This is a genomic window from Kluyvera sp. (assembly GCF_965301105.1).
In genome coordinates this window covers 1-18,140 of record NZ_CBDKZX010000029.1, presented here as the reverse complement: position 1 = coordinate 18,140, position 18,140 = coordinate 1, and the positions used below count along the sequence as shown (strand labels likewise).

Below are 18,140 nucleotides of genomic sequence, written 5' to 3'. Positions count from 1 at the left end.
ATGAACCCACATTACAACAGGAAATTCATTGCGGAAATTGATATATTCACAACATTACGTTGCAATTTCTGCAATATAAATCCGTGAGGTGAAATCGGTGGATTTACGCGATCTGAAAACCTTCCTGCATCTGGCCGAAAGCCGCCACTTTGGCCGCAGCGCGCGGGCGATGCACGTCAGCCCCTCCACGCTCTCCCGGCAGATTCAGCGGCTGGAAGAAGATCTCGGCCAGCCGCTGTTTGTACGCGATAACCGCACGGTCACGCTGACCGAAGCCGGTGAAGAGCTGCGAGTGTTTGCCCAACAGACGCTTTTGCAATATCAGCAGTTGCGCCATACCCTCGATCAGCAGGGGCCGTCCCTTTCCGGCGAACTCCATATCTTCTGTTCAGTGACCGCGGCGTACAGTCATCTGCCGCCGATCCTCGACCGCTTCCGCGCCGAACATCCCTCGGTGGAAATTAAGCTCACCACCGGCGACGCCGCCGACGCCATGGACAAAGTGGCCACCGGCGAGGCCGATCTGGCGATTGCCGGTAAGCCGGAAACGCTGCCCGGCGCGGTCGCCTTTTCGATGCTGGAAAATCTGGCGGTGGTGCTGATCGCCCCGGCGCTGCCCTGCCCGGTGCGCAATCAGGTTTCGGTTGATAAGCCCGACTGGTCGACGGTGCCGTTTATCATGGCCGATCAGGGGCCGGTGCGCCGTCGCATTGAGCTGTGGTTCCGTCGTCACAAAATCAGTAATCCATCTATTTACGCGACGGTAGGCGGCCATGAGGCGATGGTCTCAATGGTGGCGCTGGGCTGCGGCGTGGCGCTCATTCCCGAAATCGTGCTGGAAAACAGCCCGGAACCGGTGCGCAACCGCGTGATGATTTTAGAACGCAGCGATGAGAAGACCCCGTTCGAACTGGGGGTCTGTGTGCAGAAAAAACGGCTACATGAGCCGCTGGTGGATGCGTTCTGGAAGATTGTGCTCGAGCGTAAAATGACCGAATAGCATGGCCCCAGTCATGCCCCAGGTTTGGGAGATTAATTGGTATCAAAGGTGCCAGGTCTAAACGGGCTGTGCAGGTAAAATCGTCACTAAAGAAACAGGACCTTACGAGAGGGAGTGACGATGCAGAAACCCAAAAAGCTGTTCAACAACACCGATAATATCCGCAGCGAAATCATGGAAGGGCTGGTGTATGCCGGGCGCGGAAGGATCCACGCCCTCCCGGAGTACTGCGCGGTTTATCGCACGATGACGCAAACCGGCCAGACCGTTATCGTCAGCGGCGGCGGCAGCGGCCATGAGCCGACGTTTGCCGGGTTCGTCGGTGAAGGTGGCATCGATGCCTGCGCGCTGGGTGAGGTTTTCACCTCGCCTTCTCCCGATCAGATTATCGAAGCCAGCCGGGCCGTTCATCAGGGCAACGGCGTGCTGTTCCTCTATGGGAACTACTCCGGCGACGGCATGAACTTTGATATCGCCGCCGAAATACTGGCGGAAGAAGGCATTGAGTGCCGCACCGTGCGCGCCACGGATGATATTGCCTCTGCGCCGCCGGAGAAAATGTCCGACCGCCGCGGCGTCGGAGGGCTGGCGTTCTTGTATAAACTCGCCGGTGCGGCGGCACAGTTTGAGCGCTACACTCTGCCCGCGCTGGAGGCTCTGGCGCAAAAGGCCAATCACAATACGCGAACCATCGGCGTGGCGCTCAGCGGCTGCGCACTACCGCAGTCCGACGCCTTTAACTTCACGCTGGCAGACAACGAAATTGAGCTGGGAATTGGTATTCATGGTGAGCCGGGGCTATGCCGCATGCCCATGCCGCATAGCGACGAGCTGGTCGAGATGATGATCGCCCGCCTGTGCGATGACCTGCCGTTTGGCCACGGCGATAACGTCTGCGTCAGCGTCAATAACCTGGGCGCGCTGAGCAACACTGAGCTCATGGTCATCACCCGTAAGGTCGGCATGGCGCTGGCAGAACGCGGCATTCACACTCACGACGTGCAGGTCGGCCACTTTTGCACCTCGCTGGAGATGTCCGGATTTTCGTTAAGCCTGCTGCGGCTGGACGATGAAATGCAACGTCTGTATGACCACCCCATCAATACCCTCGGCTGGAGAAAATAAGATGAACACCACGCAATTCACCGCCTGTCTACAGCACGTTGCCCAGGGCATGATCGCCAGCGAACCGCGCCTGACCGCACTTGACCAGGTCATTGGCGATGGCGATCACGGCATTGGCATTAAGCGCGGCTTTACCGCTTTGCAGACGCTACTTTCGGCGCCTGAATTTTCTCCCGCCGATATCGGTGACTGCCTGCTGCAAAGCGGCACGCGGCTGATGACCAGCATGGGCGGCGCTTCCGGCGCGATATTCGGCACCCTGTTCCGCGCGGGCGGCAAAGGGCTGGCTGGACGCCGCGAGCTGGATGCCGCGACGCTGGCTGAATGGCTGGAGACAGGTATGCAGGCAATCCACCAGCGCGGCGGCGCAGAGCCGGGCGATAAAACAATGATGGATGCACTCGCCGCAGCGGCAGCGCGCGCACGTTCAGACGCAACCCTGCCATTATCCGAAGCGCTGGCAAACTGCGCGCAGGCGGCGATGGCCGGTGCGGAAGGGACATCCACGATGGTGGCCCGCTTCGGGCGCGCGAAAAACCTCGGCGAACGGGCCATCGGCCACTGCGACCCCGGCGCGGTGTCGATGGCGCTAATTCTGCAATTTATGGCCGAATTCACCCATACCCGCTAACCCACCTGCCCGTGTAAAAAGGGTTCATGTCCGTACATGGGCCCTTTTGCGTTATAGCGAAAATCAGACGTAATTCATCATTGCAGCCGCTTTTCTGTATAATGCCCCGTGCCATAATAGATGTGGGGGGCTTGTTAACCCTGATGTTAAACAAGCCAGAACAGACGGTGTCATTGCGCACTTGACAGCGAAAATACAAACTTAATTAGCCATCATTATGATAATCAAACCAAAAATTCGTGGATTCATCTGTACAACGACCCATCCGACTGGCTGTAAAGTCAACGTGGAAAAACAGATCGAATATGTGAAGAAAAACGGGAAAATCGCTAACGGCCCTTCCCGCGTGCTGGTGATCGGTGCTTCCACCGGTTACGGCCTGGCTTCCAGAATTTCCGCCGCGTTTGGTAGCGGTGCCGCCACTATCGGCGTATTTTTCGAAAAACCGGGCACGGAAACCAAACCGGGTTCCGCGGGCTGGTATAACTCTGCCGCCTTCGATGAGGCCGCAAAACGCGAAGGTCTGTATTCCAAAAGCATCAACGGCGACGCGTTCTCCGATGAATGCCGCGACGCAGTCATCAAACTGATCAAAGAAGACCTGGGTCAGATTGATTTAGTGGTTTACTCACTGGCCTCTCCAGTGCGTAAAATGCCGAAAACCGGTGAAATCGTTCGTTCTGCGCTGAAGCCAATCGGCGAGGTTTATACCTCTAAAGCGATTGATACCAACAAAGATCAGATCATCACCGCCAGCATTGAGCCGGCCACCGAAGAAGAAGTTAAGAACACCGTTACCGTCATGGGCGGCGAAGACTGGGAACTGTGGATGGGCGCGCTGAGCGAAGCAGGCGTGCTGGCTGATGGCGTGAAAACCGTAGCCTACTCCTACATCGGTACCGACCTGACCTGGCCAATCTACTGGCACGGCGCGCTGGGCAAAGCGAAAGAAGACCTCGACCGCGCGGCGGGAGAACTGCGTAACCAGCTGGCACCGCTGAACGGTTCCGCTAACGTTGCCGTACTGAAATCCGTCATCACCCAGGCATCTTCTGCGATTCCGGTAATGCCACTGTACATCTCCATGGTCTTCAAGCTGATGAAAGAACAGGGGATTCACGAAGGTTGTATTGAGCAGATCAACCGTCTGATGACCACCAGCCTGTACGGCGATAAAGTGGCGCTTGATGACAATCAGCGTATCCGTATGGATGACTGGGAACTGCGTGACGATATTCAGCAGGCGTGCCGTGACCTGTGGCCGCTGATCACCACCGAAAACCTGACGCAAGAAACCGACTATGCAGGATACAAGCAGGAATTCCTGAACCTGTTCGGTTTTGCTCTCGACGGTGTGGATTACGATGCGGACGTGAACCCTGAAGTTGAATTCGACGTCATCACGCTGTAATGCGTTGAAGCCGGGTGTCGGTTACGCCTTACCCGGCCAACGAGATTTGTCGTCCCGATAAGCGTAGCGTCATCGGGCAAAGGGTTCGTGCGAAAGCATGAACCCTTTTTTATTCCGCCTGATAATGCGTGGGCTAATCGAAGCCAAAGCCTTCCGCGAACAGCACCTTCAACTTTTCCATTGCCTCCTGCTCATCGCTACCGCTACAGATGATCTCAAGCGATCCTCGGCCTTTGATCCCTGCCCCCAGAATGCTCATGATGCTTTTCCCTTTGATAACCTTGCCGTCATAGATCATCTCGATCCGCGATTGATACTGCGCGCAGGCTTTGGCCAAAACCCCCGCCGGACGGGCATGAATGCCGTGTTGATTGCTGATTTTCACCACTTCTTTCAACATAATTGCGTTCCTTACTTACCGCCCGTCGCTCGGGCAAATAGCCTGCACGAAGTTAAAATAGCCCTGGATCAACAGTTGCGCGACCATGGCGCCAGGATCGACAAACGTGCGCGAGCGCTCGCCATGAATAGCTGCACGCCCGTGCTTCGCCACCATGGTGGTTGTCTGCTGCACGCCCTGTTGTGCTTGCAGTAGCGCATTCCTCGCCGCGGTCAGCGGTTCCTCTCCGGCAAGCAGCGCCGCCAGCGCGGGGGCCATGCCATCGAGGAAGGTTTTTTCGCCCGGCTGCGCTTTCCCGCGCTGCTGCACGCCGTCATACCAGGCCTGGAACAACACGCCGGCTTCCGTTAGCCCCAGCGTTTCCCGGCCTTTAAACGCCTTACCCGCCTGCATCAGCCCGGAAGCCATCAGCGTCCCCATGGTCGACGGCACCGCCGAGGCCATCGCCTTGCCCGCCATGTAGAAGAATCGCCCCAGGTCACGTTCTTCGCTCTGCTGCGCGTAGCGCGCCGCCGCCGCGAAACCGTCGCTCATCGTCAGCCCCAGATCCCCGTCGCCAACCACGCTATCCAGCTCGGTCAGGACCGATTTGTTGGCCTCCATGATGCGCGCCCACTCGGTAAAAAGCGGTCGCAGACTCTGCGTATCTAGCGTCATCCCCCCTCCTTAAGCCGGAAACTGGCGGAACATCGGGGTATCGGCCCCGGCGTTGAGCAGCGTTTTCAGCTCTTCATCCACCGGCATCAGGCTAATGGACATACCGGTCATCTCCATTGCCGTCGCAAATTCGCCAATCCAGACGCGGAAAACGCGCATCTGGCTCTCGGCCAGAATCTGATGTACATGGCGATACATCAGGTACAACTCTTCCAGCGGCGTGGCGCCAAGCCCATTGATCAACACGGCAACTTCATCGCCCTGCTGGCAAGGTGAGTCCGCCAGCAGCCAGGACATCATCTCTTCGGCAATCTGTTCGGCGCTCAGCTGCGGACCCCGGCGAATACCGCTTTCGCCGTGAATCCCCATGCCAATCTCCATTTCGTTGTCGCCAATATGGAAACCCGGTTTACCGATTCGCGGCACGATACACGGCGACAGCGCGACGCCAAGCGTGCGCACGCGGTCTCCTGCTTTCTGCGCAATGCGCTGGACGGTTTCAAGGTCATCCATTCTGGCCGCGGATGCCCCGGCGCATTTGTAGACGAAGAAGATCCCCGCAACCCCACGACGGGTGGTGGCTTCTGTACCGTCCGGCACCGCACCTGCCGAATCGTCAGCCGCCACCACCGTCGCGGTTCGGATATCACTCTCCATATCGGCCATTTCCGCCGCCATATCAAAATTGAAAATATCGCCGTTATAGTTACCGTACAGGTACAGCACGCCCGCGCCGCTATCGACCGCCTGCGTGACGGCGAGAATCTGCTCCGGCGAGGGTGACTGAAACACATCGCCAATGGCGCAGCCGTCCAGCATGCCCTGACCGACGTAGCCGAGGAATAGCGGCAGATGCCCGGAACCGCCACCGGTGACGATCCCCACCTTGCCAGGCACCGGACGCGCCGTGGCAAGACAGTGAAAATCCTCATTAACACAGCGGAATTTATCGGGATGCGCCAGATAGATACCTTCCAGCATCTCCGGGATAAAGTTCTCCGCCTGATTCAGAAATTTTTTCATGCGCTCTCTCCATGAATATTCCGCCCTGAACGGGCGGGCGCTCAGTTAGCGGGAAAATTTAATCTGCGACGGATAGGCCCAGCGTTGCAGCTCTTCCGGGGCGAAGGATTCAGGCTCCTTACCGCCGTTAATCACCAGCGCGTGGTAGTAAATCTGCGCCATCTCCTCAAGATAGGCAGACTTCAGCACCGCTTCATACGGGTCCTTGTCTACGCCGATAGCTCCGTGTTTTTCCATCAGAATGGCATCAGCGCGTTTGATAGGTTCGATAACGCTGTTCGACAACGCAGGCGTGCCGGGGCGGCCATAGGGCGCAACCGGAATGACGCCATCTTTCAGATTGAGGATCGCGCATTCGTACACCACCGCCGGGATCGGTTTATTCAGTACGGCAAACGACGTCGCGTAGAGCGAGTGGGTGTGGGAAATCGCAAACACATCCGGGCGCGCCTTATAAATCTCGATATGCATCAGACATTCGCTGGTCGGACGCAAACCCGCTTCGCTTTCAATCACATTGGCTTCAACGTCCATTACCACGATATCGCGCGGCGTTAAATGCATTTTGTCGATGGTCGTGGGGGTTACCAGAATAAGTCCCGTCTCTTTATCTCGTACGCTGGAATTACCCGCTTTATGTTTACACAGTCCCCATTGCTGAGCGGTTCTGGCCATTTCGACAACGTGTTTTTTCTGAATTTCTAACATAATATTTATCCTGTATACGGTTATAGGGGCGAGCGATGTCGCGACAATGGTTGCCGGGAAATAACGTTGCAGTTTTTAGCTGCAACGGCGTTTAATGACTTATTACAGGTGATGGACGAATTCTTTTATCAATGCATATTCATCCTGCGCGCGGCGAATAACATTACCGCCATCATAAAACTCGAGAAATTCATTTAATTGCGCGAGCGCCTTGAGATGTTTCTGTGGATTATTAGTTGCCAGGACGATAATAATATCGGCCTGCATATAACCCGCGAAATCAATCTTAGAAGGCAGGCGTAATAACGCCATCCCCGTATCCAGTGCGCCATCATCGACGCCTGCGTGGGCGATAATCACGCCATCGGCCAGCATGATATAGGGCTGCTCGTCAGCGATTTTATTCAGCATAATTTGCAGGTAGCGGGGTTCAATCACGCCGCTTTCCAACAGTGACGCAGCGGCCTGAGTAATGGCCTGCTGCCAGTCGCCGGGACACGAAGTGACAAACTGAACGTGTTCGCGCCGCAGCAAGTCGGTCAGCGACGGCGCTTGCGGTTCAATGTTGCCCACCGCGCTCGCGGCGCTTTTTTCATCGTAGATATAGCTGGCCAGCGCGCGCTGCAATCCTTTGTGATCGATAATGTTGCCGAAGCGTTCGAAGATAAGCAGCAGTTGCTCTATCTGAATAATGTTCGGGTCCACGCCCTGTAGCGCGCTGATAACATGATTGCGGAATGCGCTCTTATGGATGCTGCTGATGGACGGATTCACCACAAACACCATCTTGCTGGTATTCAGGTGTGTGGTCGAGAAGACCACATCGTAGTGCCCGGTATAGCGCTCAAACTCGCGGCGCGACATCACCTCGGTAAAGTGCAGTTCCGGGAATAGCACCTGCAGCGTCAGAAACAGATAAGTCGAAATCGTGGCGCTATTCTCACACACGACCACCGCCGTTTTCTGCAGCTTAATCTGATGGATAACCCCTTCGCGAGTCAGCCAGCCGCCAAAAAGCACCGTCAAAAATGCCATCTCTTCATCGGGAATTTCACAGTGCAATACCGTTTCGAACGGCACCGCCGCCCGGCGAACCATCTCGTGCAGGTGGCTGAACTCTTTCACCACCAGATCGTAAACGCTGCTGGTGTTGGTCAGATGGTAGCGAATACGGTAATAGGCCGGTTTCCAGTGTTGATAGATCTTTTCAATCAGCTCATTTTTTTCTTTGATGGTGACGCAGCTTATTTTTTCGAAGTTATCGACCACCGCGACCACGCTTTCGAGCAGAAGCGTATCAAGGTGGAAATATTTATCGGCAATGCTTTGAATATTTGAACTTTGGATCAGTGCCGTCAGGAAAACCAGTTCATTTTCGCTACTGATATTGATTTTACTGATAACGCTCTGCATCAATGTAAATTCTCTGCTGCCAATAATGTCAGCGTAGCTGCTCGGGATATTGACCAGACTTTTCCCTGAATCAATACGGTGCAGGACAAAGCAGATAAAATAAATAAGCTCCTGAAGCTGGCGGTCGGTAAACTGAATTTTAAAACGTTTTTCAATTTCGCTGAAAACATTGCCCACCTTTTCCAGATAGTCGCTCATCACATTGTTGTATTGAGCAATAATGTTTTTGGCGACCGGGATTTCCAGCACCCGGCGCAGGCAGTTTAGCAACAGGTAGCGTTTTTCCAGCTCCTCACCCAGAATATGGTAGCCATTACCCCTGTCATAGCTTATCTCCAGCCCGTGCTCGATAACCTCGGTGCGCACCTTTTTCAGGTCGTTGATAATCGTATTCTGGCTGACGCCCAGCGAAGAGGAGAGATGCAGCAATGAAAGCCGCTCGCTGCGGGTCAACAGCATAAAGATAATCATCTGTCCGCGTTCATCTTCCGAGTAGAGATAGCGATGCTCGGTTTCAGCGGTCTGATTCTGACGAAAATGCTCAATCACATGGCGCGGGATATGCAGTTTCCCGGTTTTCAGGCGGTTGATTCGATCGAAGTGGTTCGATTCCAGATAATCATTCACCTTTTTCAGCGTATAGCTCAGCTGTTTGCGCGTCAGGCAAAACTGCTCCTCAAGCTTCGTCCCCGTGATGCCGGGATCGTTCACAATGGCATCCAGCACTGCAACCACGCGTTTATCCATAGCCATGTCGACTCTCCTGCAATCAAAAGTCTGGCGGCGGCGCCTGCCGCCAGACATGAACATGAAACCCAGAATTAAGCCTGCTGAGCTTTCTCCTGCTGCTCGGCTTCCTGCTGCGCGAGGCTGCTTTCACGACGCAGCTCGCGGGAGTAGAAGAAGTAGCCGCATCCCCACCAGATGGCGAAAATGAGCGGGATAAAGTTGCCTTCCAGGAATTTGAACAGGAAGGAGAAGGCATAGGTAAATACCGGGGCATCAATGGAGCTATTGGAAATCAGCTGGCCGGCGGGAATGGTAATTGCCTTCGTCGCCTGGCCCAGTTCGGTAATCATTGGCGCAAACTGCGTACCCACGAACAGGAAGAACGGCACCCCGATAATGCTAAGGATCACCATGCGCAGGGTGTTGCCACGCGTCACCAGGTAGGCAGGAACAATCAGGGAAATATTAATAATACCGGCGAAGGGTAAAATCTTATTGCCCGGCAGAATCAGCGCCCAGATGAGCGTGAACGGAATCGCAACGATGATGGCAAACCAGATTTCGCTGGCGCCGCCCATAAATGGCCAATCGATGCCGACGAACAGCTTACGCCCGGAGAATTTCTTGTTCATGTAGTCGCTGATGGCTTCCGAAATAGGCGACAGCGCCTGCATAAAGAGTTTGGAAATCATCGGGAACAGCACCAGCGCCGTTGCGGCCTGAACGCCCAGCATCAGCGTTTTCGCCACACTGTAGCCCGCGATAATGCCGAACAGGATCCCGAGAATAAAACCGATGATATGGTTTTCCGCAAAAACGCCAACTTTGGCGCGCAGCGCGGTGGCATCCATCGGCTTATTGCACACCGGAATTTTGCGCAGCAGCAGATCGAACGGGTAATAAATTGCGCCAAAGAACACCATGCGGTGGGTACAGGTGACGCCGGGGATGCCGGTCAGTTTCTCAATGCGATGCTGGTGAATGTCGCCAGCGTTCAGCTCAACGATAATCTGCAAAGCTGCAATCAGGAACGCCAGCACCAGGCTCCAGACCGGGCCAAACAATGGGGTGGTGACGCTCACTACGATAAACGCGGTAAAGATTTTCCCCCACACGTTCCAGAGGTCGGCGTTGAAGGTATTGGTCTTGTTTAGCATCAACATCACAATGTTTACGCCAACCTGAAGCGGGAACATGGCGAATGCATAAGGCCAGGCCCAGGAGATATTCGCCATCGTCGTCCAACCGCCGTCGACGATACTCAGTTCAAGGCCGGTGCGGTTCATCATGGTCTGCGCGGCGACACCGATAGCATCAACCATAAAACCAATCAGCATGCTCATCCCAACGAAGGCGACGCCTAGCGTGATGGCCGCCGAAGCCGCATCGCGGAATTTCATCCGCACCACCAGCCCGGCTAATAACATAATAAAAGGCACAAAAACCGGCGCGCCTAAATTCAGAATATAATTTATGACTACACCAAGAAAGTCCATAGCACTTCTCCACTAAAATAATTATAAGGATTAAAGAGCTACGCCTTATTTACAGGCATCAATGACCTTTTGTAATTCCTGTTCCATACCCATACCGGTCAGAAATGCGATACCGTTAATCACGGGGATAGGATATTGCTTATCAACTTTAGTAATTGCGATATACGCAGCACTATCCTTAATATGGCTATCGAGAGATTTAAGGTCGATTACTTCAACTTTAATGTGCGACTGGTTACGTTCATTCAATAAGCGAGTCACTTTACTGGCAACTGTTTGTGAGGTCGCAACGCCGCTTCCACAGGCAACAATGACTTTTTTCATTTTATAAATCCTTATCCAATTGCAGTCTTGATGTGAGGGTACAGAGAAAGGTATCTACATCGTCTATCTCGCGTAGGGTCTGGACGACCTGTTCATCAGCAAGGCAGTCCATCAGGTTTTGCAGCGCTGTCAGGTGGCTGCTGTGGTCAATAAAACCGAGAAGAACAATAAATTGAACGTAGAGCGTGTTGTCGTCATTCCCCATTTCCTGCCAGGCGAGAGGTTGTGACAGTCGCGTAACAGAGATAAAGGGACGAATGACGTGTTGGGGATCAGTATGCGGCAGCGCGATAGCCACCGGCAGCGTGGGTAACCCGGTTGGATAGGCTTTTTCTCTGGCAAGAATGGCATCGAGGAAAGAATCCCGAACGTAGCCTTTCTCTTTCAGCAGTAAAAATATCGAAGAAAAAAAGTCCGTGGAATTATTATAATGCTTATCGAGGAACGTAAGCTGAGGCGTTAAATATTTACTTCCTTGCGCATTTTCATTCGGGGTATCAACTATATCCATTCTCATCCGAATATCCTCTCTAACCGCTAAGAATTAACTACCGACAATGTTAATTCAGGAGTTACGGTCGAGCGAGAAGTATTGCCCCCAAAAGATGACCAGAACCTGGCGCAACGCGGTGAGCGTTTTATTATGAATTGCATCACATTTTTATTGTAAGAACAGGCTAACGGGAAAAAATAGAGGGAAGCAGAGACGGGAAAATGAAATAACGAGGGATAACCGCGATGGTTATCCCCCGAGAAACGGTGCTTAGCCTGCCAGGAAGAAACGAAACGCCGGGTTATTGGTCTCGTCGTGGCACTCATAGCCCAGTTCGTTGAGCCGGGTTTCGAAGTCCGGTTCGTTATCGCCCAGCTCAAACGCCGCCAGTACACGGCCATAGTCGGTGCCGTGGCTACGATAATGGAACAGGGAAATATTCCAGTGCGTGCCCAGGGTGTAGAGGAACTTCAGCAGCGCACCCGGCGATTCCGGGAACTCGAAGCTGAACAAACGTTCCTGCAACGGCTTCGACGGACGACCACCGACCATATAACGCACGTGCAGCTTAGCCATTTCATCGTCAGAGAGGTCGACGACGCTATAGCCGCCATCGTTGAGCAGATTAAGGATTTCCTTACGCTCTTCGAAGCCGCGGCTCAGACGCACGCCAACAAAAATGCAGGCGTTTTTCGCGTCGGCGAAGCGGTAGTTAAACTCGGTGACCGAACGCCCGCCCAGCAGTTGGCAAAACTTCAGGAAGCTGCCCTTCTCTTCCGGGATCGTCACCGCCAGCAACGCTTCACGCTGTTCCCCTAGCTCGCAGCGTTCGGAAACGTAGCGCAGGCCGTGGAAATTGACGTTAGCGCCAGAAAGAATATGCGCCAGACGCTCACCGCGTATGTTGTGCTGAGCGATGTATTTTTTCATCCCCGCCAGCGCCAGCGCCCCGGAAGGTTCCGCCACCGCGCGCACATCTTCAAACAGGTCTTTCATCGCCGCGCAGATCGCATCGCTATCGACGGTAATAATGTCGTCGAGATATTCCTGGCACAGACGGAAGGTTTCGTCACCGATACGTTTTACCGCCACGCCTTCAGCAAAGAGACCCACGCGCGGCAGATCCACCGGATGACCGGCATCCAGCGCCGCCTTCAGGCAGGCGGAGTCTTCGGCTTCGACGGCAATCACTTTGATCTGCGGCATCAGCTGTTTGATCAGCACCGCCACGCCCGCCGCCAGACCGCCACCGCCCACCGGCACAAACACGCGGTCGAGGTGTGCGTCCTGCTGGAGCAACTCCAGGGCCAGCGTACCTTGTCCGGCGATCACCATCGGGTGATCGAAAGGCGGAACCCAGGTAAAGCCCTGCTGCTGCGCCAGTTCAATCGCTTTGGCTTTAGCTTCATCAAAGTTAGCGCCGTGCAACAGCACTTCGCCGCCGAAGCCGCGAACAGCATCAACTTTGATATCGGCAGTCGCCACCGGCATGACAATCAGCGACTTCAGGCCCAGACGCGCAGAGGAGAACGCCACGCCCTGAGCATGGTTGCCCGCAGAAGCGGTGATGACCCCACGCGCTTTCTGTTCAGGCGTTAAGCCCGCCATCATCGCGTACGCGCCGCGCAGCTTAAAGCTGTGCACTGGCTGACGGTCTTCGCGCTTGACCAGAATGACGTTGTCGAGGCGCGAAGAGAGCTTGTCCATTTTTTGCAGCGGCGTTACCTGTACCGCTTCGTAGACCGGTGCGCGCAGCACCGCTCTGAGATACTCGGCACCTTCAGGGGTGCCGGATAGGGGCTGTGATTCCGCCATGGTGATTAACCCCCCAGTTTCGATTTATCGCGCACCGCACCTTTGTCGGCGCTGGTTGCCAGGCTGGCATAGGCGCGAAGGGCAAAGGAGACCTGACGTTCACGGTTTTTCGGCGTCCACGCCTGGTCGCCGCGAGCTTCCTGCGCTTCACGACGGGCGGCGATTTCCGCTTCGCTCAACTGCAGTTGAATGCCACGGTTCGGAATGTCGATAGCAATCATGTCGCCATCTTCAATGATCGCGATGTTACCGCCGCTGGCCGCTTCCGGAGAAACGTGGCCGATAGAGAGACCGGAGGTACCGCCGGAGAAACGACCATCGGTGATCAGCGCACAGGCTTTACCAAGCCCCATTGATTTCAGGAAGGTGGTTGGGTAGAGCATTTCCTGCATGCCCGGCCCGCCTTTCGGCCCTTCGTAGCGAATGACCACCACGTCGCCTTCGACCACTTTACCGCCGAGGATAGCTTCAACCGCCTCGTCCTGGCTTTCGTAGACTTTTGCCGGGCCGGTGAATTTGAGGATACTGTCATCCACGCCCGCGGTTTTCACGATGCAGCCGTTTTCCGCGAAGTTGCCGTACAGCACGGCCAGACCGCCATCTTTGCTGTAGGCGTGCTCCAGCGAGCGGATGCAGCCTTCGGCGCGATCGTCATCCAGGGTATCCCAACGGCAGTCCTGCGAGAACGCCTGGGTGGTACGAATACCCGCCGGGCCGGCGCGGAACATTTTTTTGACCGCTTCGTCCTGGGTTACGGTGATGTCGTACTGCTCCAACGTCTGCGGCAGGGTCAGGCCGAGCACGTTTTTGACTTCGCGGTTCAGCAGGCCGGCACGGTCCAGCTCGCCGAGAATGCCCAGCACGCCGCCCGCGCGGTGCACGTCTTCCATATGGTATTTCTGGGTACTTGGCGCCACTTTACACAGCTGCGGCACCTTACGGGACAGCTTGTCGATATCACTCATGGTGAAGTCGATTTCCGCTTCCTGCGCCGCCGCCAGCAGGTGCAGAACGGTGTTGGTGGAGCCGCCCATGGCGATATCCAGCGTCATGGCGTTCTCAAACGCCGCTTTACTGGCAATGTTGCGCGGCAGCGCGGAAGCATCGTCCTGCTCGTAGTAGCGTTTGGTCAGCTCAACAATACGCTGGCCTGCGGTGAGGAACAGTTCTTTGCGGTCAGCGTGGGTTGCCAACAGCGAACCGTTACCCGGCTGCGACAGGCCCAGCGCTTCGGTCAGACAGTTCATCGAGTTAGCGGTGAACATACCGGAACACGATCCGCAGGTTGGGCAGGCGGAGCGTTCAACCTGCTCGCTCTGCGAGTCGGAAACTTTCGGGTCCGCGCCCTGAATCATCGCATCGACCAGGTCGAGCTTGATGATTTTGTCAGAGAGTTTCGTTTTCCCGGCTTCCATCGGGCCGCCAGAAACGAAGATCACCGGAATGTTCAGGCGCAGAGAGGCCATTAACATCCCCGGGGTGATTTTGTCGCAGTTCGAGATGCAGACCATCGCGTCGGCACAGTGGGCGTTGACCATGTACTCAACGGAGTCAGCGATCAGCTCGCGGGACGGCAGTGAATAAAGCATGCCCCCGTGGCCCATGGCGATACCGTCATCCACCGCAATGGTGTTGAACTCTTTGGCCACGCCGCCAGCGGCTTCAATCTGCTCGGCAACCAGTTTACCGAGATCGCGCAGGTGCACGTGACCCGGCACGAACTGGGTAAACGAGTTCACGACGGCGATAATCGGCTTACCGAAGTCGGCGTCGGTCATCCCGGTGGCGCGCCACAGTGCGCGGGCGCCCGCCATATTGCGGCCGTGGGTAGTGGTGGCGGAACGATATTTAGGCATGCTTTAGTTACTCCCAGTCTCTGTCTCGTTAATGGGGCGGTGCGTGCCGCCCCATTATTTATCTTATTGATTAACCTGATCCAACCAGCCCCATTTATCTTCGGTTTCGCCGGTGAAGAGGCCAAAGAATGCTTGCTGAATACGTTTGGTGACCGGACCGCAGCGGCCTTCGCCCACCTGGATGCCATCGACGCTGCGTACCGGGGTAATTTCTGCCGCGGTACCGGACATGAACACTTCGTCCGCCAGGTACAGGGATTCGCGAGAGAGTACCTGCTCACGGACTTCCAGACCGAGGTCTTTCGCCAGCTTGATGATCGCGTCACGGGTAATGCCCGGCAGCGCGGAAGAGGTAAACGGCGGAGTGAACAGCACGCCATCTTTCACTTCAAACAGGTTTTCACCCGCGCCTTCGGAGATGTAGCCGTTGACGTCCAGCGCAATCCCTTCCTGATAGCCGTGACGGCGCGCTTCACTGCCGACCAGCAGTGAGGAGAGGTAGTTACCGCCCGCTTTCGCGGCGGTTGGAATGGTGTTCGGCGCGGCGCGGTTCCAGGAAGAAACCATCGCATCGATCCCCTGATCCAGCGCTTCCGCGCCCAGATAAGCCCCCCACGGGAACGCCGCGATGATCACGTCGGTGCTGTAACCGTCCGGCGGGTTTACGCCCATACCAACATCACCAACAAAAACCAGCGGGCGAATGTAGGCGCTGGTCAGGTTATTTTTGCGCAGCACGGCGCGGCAGGCTTCCATCAGTTCATCAACGCTCTGAGAGACCGGGAAACGATAGATTTTGGCGGAGTCACGCAGGCGCTGCATGTGCTCGCGGTGACGGAAAACGACCGGGCCTTTGTGAGAGTCGTAGCAACGGATGCCTTCGAAGACGGAGGTGCCGTAGTGCAGGGCATGGGACATGACGTGCACCTTTGCCTCTTCCCAACGTACCATCTCACCGTTGAACCAGATGTAATCCGCTTTTTTCGTCGTCATTTCTCTTCCTATTGCGCTCAGGCGCGAATTTGTTGTTGTGATGTGCTTGTACACTGCTGAACGGCAACCGAGGCCACGTCCACCAGTTTATTTAATTGGCTAAACAGTAAGTCGACCGACCGTGGGCTGGCAACGGTCAATTCGATATTTATATTCTGCGCGTCACTGGCGGTTTCCATATTCATCGAGCAAATCTGAAAGCCGCGATGACGCACCACGCGTAAGACGCGTTCTAAGGTTTCCGGGTTGAAGCGGGCCTGCACGTTGACCTGATGTTGCATCATGATAATTTCTCCAGCATTTGTGAGTTACTGGCACCAGGCGGCACCAGGGGCCAGACATTCTCAAGTTCGTCAATTGAGACATGAAGCAGGTACGGGCCTTCGCTTGCCAGCATGGTGTCGAGTGCCGCTTCAACCTGGTCTTTACGGGTGATGTGCTGACCAGGGATGCCAAAGGCGCTGGCCAGCATGAGGAAATCGGGGTTATCGGTAAGGGTGGTTTCGCTATAACGTTCCTGGAAGAACAGCTGCTGCCATTGTCGAACCATCCCTAACCGCTGGTTGTCGAGTAACACGATCTTCAGCGGTAACTGCTTACGCTTCACGGTGCCCAGCTCTTGCACATTCATCATGAAAGAGCCGTCACCGGAGATACAGATAACCGTATCGTTCGGGCGCGCGACCTGGGCGCCCACGGCGGCTGGCAGGCCGAAGCCCATGGTGCCTAAGCCGCTCGAGGTGATGAAGTTCTCTGGACGGGTGTAGGTCATATGCTGAGCGGACCACATCTGGTGCTGGCCCACGTCGGTCGTGACAACGCATTCCGCCGGTTTACGATCGGAGAGCTGCTTGAGCAGCAGAGGCGCATAGATAGCGTCACCAGGATGATCATAGCGCCAGGCGTGCTCGGCGCGCATCCCGGCGTTGTGCTGACGCCAGGCGTCGATGGCCAGCGGCTGCTGCAACACGGGCAGCAGCGCATTCAGGTCACCCTGCAACGCAACGTGCGTCTGGCGCAGCTTATTCATTTCCGCCGGGTCGATATCCATATGGATAACTTTCGCGTGCGGCGCGAAGGTATTCAGCTTACCGGTCACACGGTCGTCAAAGCGCGCGCCGACGGCGATCAGCAGGTCACATTCCTGTACCGCCAGGTTAGCAGCTTTGGTGCCATGCATCCCCAGCATACCGAGGTAGAACGGGTAGTCTGCCGGTACCGCGCCCAGACCTTTCAGGGTGCAAGTCGCGGGCATTTGCGTCACAGACATAAATTCACGCAGCGCCGTAACCGCCTGCGCCATCCCAACACCACCACCAACGTACAGCATCGGTTTGTGCGCCTGCGCCAGCATCTGCTGAGCCTGCGCCATTTCGGCGTGCGGGAAAACATCGTCACTTTCGACGGTGGAGAAGAACGGGTCCAGTTCGCCTTGCGCGATCTGCACATCCTTAGGAATATCCACCAGGACCGGGCCTGGACGGCCTGAGTTTGCCACCTGGAACGCTTCTGCCATCACGCGCGGCAACTCTTCCAGGGATTGCACCAGGAAACTGTGTTTGGTGCAGGCCAGTGACAAACCAAGGACGTCCACTTCCTGGAAAGCATCGGTACCGATTAACGGTGCGGCAACCTGACCAGTGATGGCAACCACGGGAACCGAGTCGAGCAGCGCGTCCGCCAGGCCGGTGATCAGGTTAGTTGCCCCTGGGCCCGAAGTGGCGATGCAGACACCGGTTTTACCCGTAGAACGGGCATAGCCAATGGCCGCCATCGCCGCGCCCTGCTCGTGTCGACACAGCAGATGTTCTACGCCGCCGTCATACAGCGCGTCATAAACCGGCATAATGGCTCCACCTGGATAACCGAATACCGTTTCAACACCCTGCGCTCGCAACGCATGTACCACCCACTGTGCGCCATTCATAGTTAGTTCCCCGCCGTAGATCGTGAGAAACAGAATTTTATGCTGCGTGTCATCATCTGCCTCCCGTTATTGTTTTTAGGTCATAAAAAAACCCCCGGACCTTTCGGTGCGGGGGTCTTAGTTCGTTAAGGCTTGATTT

At 55.6% G+C, this 18,140-nt stretch carries 17 protein-coding genes; 4 read left to right on the top strand and 13 right to left on the bottom strand.

The annotated features are described in order from the left end of the window. Nucleotides 1-97 precede the first annotated feature (97 nt). The 4 genes from ilvY (at nt 98) to fabV (ending at nt 4,167) form a co-directional block, all read left to right on the top strand. A complete protein-coding gene (gene ilvY / locus ACW14G_RS12050) occupies nt 98-1,000 on the top strand; it encodes an HTH-type transcriptional activator IlvY (RefSeq protein ID WP_249022509.1) in 903 nt (300 codons plus the stop codon). A 120-nt stretch (nt 1,001-1,120) separates the two neighbouring features. Then, nucleotides 1,121-2,125, top strand: coding sequence for a dihydroxyacetone kinase subunit DhaK (locus tag ACW14G_RS12045; RefSeq protein ID WP_249022510.1), 1,005 nt, complete (start codon nt 1,121-1,123; stop codon nt 2,123-2,125). A gap of 1 nt (nt 2,126) precedes the next feature. Beyond that, nucleotides 2,127-2,756 carry a dihydroxyacetone kinase subunit DhaL gene (gene dhaL, locus ACW14G_RS12040; protein WP_163448147.1) on the top strand — a complete coding sequence of 210 codons (630 nt, stop codon included), beginning with the start codon at nt 2,127-2,129 and terminating at the stop codon, nt 2,754-2,756. 217 nt (nt 2,757-2,973) lie between these two features. Then, nucleotides 2,974-4,167 carry an enoyl-ACP reductase FabV gene (gene fabV / locus ACW14G_RS12035; RefSeq protein ID WP_455648604.1) on the top strand — a complete coding sequence of 398 codons (1,194 nt, stop codon included), beginning with the start codon at nt 2,974-2,976 and terminating at the stop codon, nt 4,165-4,167. 133 nt (nt 4,168-4,300) lie between these two features. On the opposite strand, the gene ACW14G_RS12030 is transcribed toward fabV, so the two are convergent. From ACW14G_RS12030 to ilvG, 13 genes are all read right to left on the bottom strand, one after another. Beyond that, the gene (locus ACW14G_RS12030; protein ID WP_009654924.1) at nt 4,301-4,567 is read right to left on the bottom strand and encodes an HPr family phosphocarrier protein; all 267 of its coding nucleotides are present in this window, start codon (nt 4,565-4,567) and stop codon (nt 4,301-4,303) included. 15 nt (nt 4,568-4,582) lie between these two features. Next, nucleotides 4,583-5,224, bottom strand: a complete 642-nt coding sequence (locus ACW14G_RS12025) for a DAK2 domain-containing protein (RefSeq protein WP_163448145.1) — start codon at nt 5,222-5,224, stop codon at nt 4,583-4,585. Nucleotides 5,225-5,233: 9 nt separating this feature from the next. Then, a complete protein-coding gene (locus tag ACW14G_RS12020) occupies nt 5,234-6,247 on the bottom strand; it encodes a dihydroxyacetone kinase subunit DhaK (RefSeq protein WP_249022511.1) in 1,014 nt (337 codons plus the stop codon). A gap of 45 nt (nt 6,248-6,292) precedes the next feature. Further along, complete coding sequence (locus tag ACW14G_RS12015; RefSeq protein ID WP_009654927.1) at nt 6,293-6,955, bottom strand: class II aldolase/adducin family protein; 663 nt, start codon at nt 6,953-6,955, stop codon at nt 6,293-6,295. Between the two features lie 102 nt (nt 6,956-7,057). Then, nucleotides 7,058-9,121 carry a BglG family transcription antiterminator gene (locus ACW14G_RS12010; protein WP_167577178.1) on the bottom strand — a complete coding sequence of 688 codons (2,064 nt, stop codon included), beginning with the start codon at nt 9,119-9,121 and terminating at the stop codon, nt 7,058-7,060. Nucleotides 9,122-9,189: 68 nt separating this feature from the next. Further along, nucleotides 9,190-10,593 (bottom strand): PTS galactitol transporter subunit IIC, encoded by a 1,404-nt coding sequence (locus ACW14G_RS12005; protein ID WP_223803538.1) that lies wholly within the window; start codon nt 10,591-10,593, stop codon nt 9,190-9,192. Between the two features lie 45 nt (nt 10,594-10,638). Then, nucleotides 10,639-10,917 (bottom strand): PTS sugar transporter subunit IIB, encoded by a 279-nt coding sequence (locus tag ACW14G_RS12000; protein WP_020323230.1) that lies wholly within the window; start codon nt 10,915-10,917, stop codon nt 10,639-10,641. Nucleotide 10,918: 1 nt separating this feature from the next. Continuing rightward, the gene (locus ACW14G_RS11995; protein ID WP_223226985.1) at nt 10,919-11,428 is read right to left on the bottom strand and encodes a PTS sugar transporter subunit IIA; all 510 of its coding nucleotides are present in this window, start codon (nt 11,426-11,428) and stop codon (nt 10,919-10,921) included. 252 nt (nt 11,429-11,680) lie between these two features. Beyond that, nucleotides 11,681-13,225 (bottom strand): threonine ammonia-lyase, biosynthetic, encoded by a 1,545-nt coding sequence (ilvA, locus tag ACW14G_RS11990; protein ID WP_163448142.1) that lies wholly within the window; start codon nt 13,223-13,225, stop codon nt 11,681-11,683. Between the two features lie 5 nt (nt 13,226-13,230). After that, entirely contained in the window at nt 13,231-15,081 is a 1,851-nt protein-coding gene (gene ilvD, locus ACW14G_RS11985) for a dihydroxy-acid dehydratase (protein WP_040118521.1), read from the bottom strand. A 63-nt stretch (nt 15,082-15,144) separates the two neighbouring features. Then, nucleotides 15,145-16,074, bottom strand: coding sequence for a branched-chain amino acid transaminase (locus ACW14G_RS11980; protein ID WP_163448141.1), 930 nt, complete (start codon nt 16,072-16,074; stop codon nt 15,145-15,147). A gap of 17 nt (nt 16,075-16,091) precedes the next feature. Continuing rightward, nucleotides 16,092-16,358, bottom strand: coding sequence for an acetolactate synthase 2 small subunit (ilvM, locus tag ACW14G_RS11975; RefSeq protein ID WP_040118523.1), 267 nt, complete (start codon nt 16,356-16,358; stop codon nt 16,092-16,094). After that, a complete protein-coding gene (ilvG, locus tag ACW14G_RS11970; protein ID WP_223803542.1) occupies nt 16,355-18,001 on the bottom strand; it encodes an acetolactate synthase 2 catalytic subunit in 1,647 nt (548 codons plus the stop codon). Before ilvG ends, ilvM begins: the two co-directional genes overlap by 4 nt. Nucleotides 18,002-18,140 lie beyond the last annotated feature (139 nt).